Source organism: Candidatus Poribacteria bacterium (assembly GCA_021295715.1).
Lineage (GTDB): Bacteria > Poribacteria > WGA-4E > WGA-4E > WGA-3G > WGA-3G.
In genome coordinates this window covers 1-3,518 of the sequence record JAGWBV010000160.1, presented here as the reverse complement: position 1 = coordinate 3,518, position 3,518 = coordinate 1, and the positions used below count along the sequence as shown (strand labels likewise).

3 protein-coding genes are annotated in these 3,518 nt (G+C 50.3%); 2 read left to right on the top strand and 1 reads right to left on the bottom strand.

Features of this window, described 5'->3' with window-relative positions:
* Positions 1 to 301: 301 nt before the first annotated feature.
* Positions 302 to 1,375 (top strand): hypothetical protein, encoded by a 1,074-nt coding sequence (locus J4G07_22315; GenBank protein ID MCE2416719.1) that lies wholly within the window; start codon positions 302 to 304, stop codon positions 1,373 to 1,375.
* A gap of 116 nt (positions 1,376 to 1,491) precedes the next feature.
* Complete coding sequence (locus J4G07_22310; protein MCE2416718.1) at positions 1,492 to 3,105, top strand: Rieske 2Fe-2S domain-containing protein; 1,614 nt, start codon at positions 1,492 to 1,494, stop codon at positions 3,103 to 3,105.
* Here the strand turns inward: J4G07_22310 and J4G07_22305 are convergent.
* Positions 3,077 to 3,427, bottom strand: a complete 351-nt coding sequence (locus tag J4G07_22305; GenBank protein MCE2416717.1) for a hypothetical protein — start codon at positions 3,425 to 3,427, stop codon at positions 3,077 to 3,079. The genes J4G07_22310 and J4G07_22305 overlap by 29 nt on opposite strands.
* Positions 3,428 to 3,518: the final 91 nt, after the last annotated feature.

Sequence of the window (3,518 nt, the reverse complement as noted above, 5' to 3'; positions counted from 1 at the left end):
CCCCTATCATTCGCGATTAAATCGTCCCACTTTGGAAACGTAGGAAGGTTTTTAATTTATGGGATCCTCGACTGCGCTCTGCGCCGCTTAGGCGCAGGTTTCTGGTGAGGTCGCAACTGAAATAAGGATCTACACGGCATAGCACCAAAAAACCAAGCCTGCAACAACAGTACAGGGTTTTTCAATGTAATACAAGGAACGGATTTAGTCTATTCGTAGACTAAATCCGGTGTTTCTTCAACTCGAACACGGAAACTATCAAGAGACAAACCACTTCACTTACCCGCAAGGAACGTTTAAAATGTCTACTTCAACGAGTGCAATCTTGGGTCTCATTTTTCTGGGACTCGCAAACGCCTCCGTCTTTTTAATGTTTAAACTATGGGGTTACCCATTCGACAAAGAGACACATACAAGTGCCGCTCCACCGTCCTTGATGCTGCTCCATCGACTCATCGGCTACGCGTATGCGATCCTCTATGTCTTTATGATGTGGCACATGGTGCCACGCTTGTGGAATTACCAAGTCGAACTACCGCCTCGAACCGTCGCGCATCTGATGCTCGGTATCACCATCGGTGTGTTAATCCTCATCAAAATTGCCATTCTCCGGTTTTTCCGACACTTTGAGGAAGCCATGCCGTATATCGGTACGACCCTGCTGATTTGCACTTATCTATTGATTGGATTGTCAGTACCGTTTACATTCCGAGAGGCCGCATTGCGAACACAGACAATGGCATTCAGTGAGGAGGGTATCGCGCGAACCCGTAAGTTGCTTGAAAACGCTGGATTGCCAACAGAAGCACCACTCGACGAACTCGCATCAAAACGGAAATTGCGGGAGGGCCAGCATGTGTTACAGCGCAAATGCGTTGTCTGCCATGACCTACGCACCATTCTTGCAAAACCACGCACCCCCACGGATTGGGTCCGTCTCGTGAATCGCATGGCGATAAAGCCGATGATCGGTGAACCTATTCATATAGAAGAGGAGTGGACCGTCTCAGCGTATCTCATCGCGATTACGCCAGACATTCAGACATCGGTTCGGCAACAACGGCAAGAACAGATGCGTGTGGATGAGGCGAGAGCAGCTGCCCAAATCGCAACTTTCACCATGGAAATGGACGTAGAAGATGAAACGGATATAACGGAAATCGACACTTATGACGCAGTAGAAGCGCAAGCTCTCTTTGAGGACAGATGCTCTCAATGTCATCCGATCACTGACGTTGAAGACTATCCACCTCGCTCTGAAGCGGAAACAATCGAACTCATAACACGGATGATAGAGATTGGGCTTTACCTTGAAGAAGAAGAAATTGAATTGATTTCGCGCTATATCAATGAAACATATCTGGAAAGTGAATAGGAGGACGGGCTAATTTGGAACTGTCTATCGTCTTCAGGGTCAAAGCTACTGATAGTCTGGCTTCTTACTATAATACCATTCATTGACGTGGAGCGTCCTGAATTAGTCTTGCAAAAATGACGAAAACAAAGATCGCTGATCTCAGCGAACTCAATGATCGCGAGCTGGCTTATGCCCTCGTCGCGAACGTCGATCTCGTGGTCATCCGGTATGACAACGAAGTTTCTGTGCTTTATGGAAGATGCCATCACCGTGGGGCTTTGCTTGCAGACGGTTATGTTGACGGCAAAAACCTAATATGTGGCGTTCATTACTGGGATTACCGTTATGATACTGGTGTCAGTGAATATCAGAACACGGAACGTCTCGCCAAATTTAACGCATGGATAGAGGACAACGCTGTCTATGTCGACGAAGACGAGATACGAGAATGGGAAAGTCAGAACCCACAACCTTATCACCGGGATGAGTATCAAGGGACGTATCAAGACATCCACGGCACCCCAGAAGAACCCTACGTCGTCCAAATTCAGGAATTGGCACGTCACGGACTGAGTAAAGTTGGACCCCACGGTCAAACTGAGGCGATGGGTGTACTTCGGGAGGATTTGCCGAATTGGGATGCGCTTCAGTTTGTTGTTGCGCAACTCCACAAAACACCACACCTTGATGACGAACCGGTCGGGACGGAGTTGGTTATCGGTCCGCGAGCGAAGAAACCGTTAAAACTTGATATCCCGATCTTTGTCTCCGATATGAGTTTCGGTGCGCTGTCGGCTGAAGCGAAAACCGCATTAGCGAAGGGCGCGGAGATGGCGGGAACAGGCATCTGCTCCGGCGAAGGGGGTATGCTGCTGGCAGAAGCGCAAGCAAACAGTCGCTACTTTTACGAACTCGCCTCCGCTCGGTTCGGATTTTCTTACGACAAACTGGAACACGCGCAGGCATTCCATTTCAAGGGTGGACAAGGCGCGAAAACGGGAACAGGCGGACATCTCCCCGGCAACAAGGTAACAGACGAGATAGCCGCAGTCCGTGGGTTGCAGCCGGGTGAACCCGCAATCTCACCTGCGCGGTTTCCGGACTGGGAAACGCTTGACGACTTTGCGAAGTTTGCTGAATTGGTACGGAAGGAGACAGGCGGCATTCCGATCGGGTTTAAGCTCTCCGCGCAGCATATCGAGAAGGATATTGAAGCCGCCCTTCACGTCGGCGTGGACTATATTATCTTAGACGGTCGCGGTGGTGGCACTGGAGCCGCACCGCTTCTATTCCGAGATAACATCTCAGTCCCAACGATGCCAGCCTTAGCACGAGCACGAAAATACCTCGACGAAACGGGCAACAGCGATGTCACGCTTATTATTACTGGCGGTTTGCGAACAGCGGCTGATTTCGCCAAAGCGTTGGCACTCGGCGCAGATGGAGTCGCGGTTGCGAATTCAGCGATGCAGGCAATCGGTTGTATCGGGATGCGTGCCTGCCACACCAACAACTGTCCCGTTGGTATCGCGACACAGAAAGAGCATTTGCGTTCTCGACTCAAGGTGGAAGCCGCAGCGGAACGTTTGAATCGGTTTCTCGGTGCGTCTGTGTCCCTCATGCAGGTGTTAGCACGTGCGTGTGGGCATACCCATTTGAATCAGTTCAACGCCGACGATTTGACGACATGGGAGCGAGATGTCGCTTATCTAACTGGTGTTAAATATGCCGGGGTTGTGCCGTTGTAAGCATTTGCGTCCCACTGGCTTGTGGTGCTGCTGGCGGTGGAAGTTCAAAAGACTCACACATCATAGCGCATAAAGAAGATAAGGTTGAATAGAAACAGCAGCAAGATATCCAAACTGGCTCCGGCAAACGCGGTAGAAAAATCGGATGGTAGACCAAATCCGGGAAGGCACCGCCGAGCACGACATCTCCCCACGCGGTGCCACTGCTAAAGGTAGGCATGCCACTTAAGTCGAGCGGTTTCACATCATCCCAGCTCTTCGGTGTGACGTTTGCAAAAAACGTGTCTTCGTCTGATTCTACGAGTCCGGCTTGTGAGGGCATGTCGTTGAGATCATCTGTGTGAAGAAGTTCCCTTATACCTCATCGCCGAATTGCCCAGTAGTCAATAGAAAGAATCACTTTTGTCCAACCC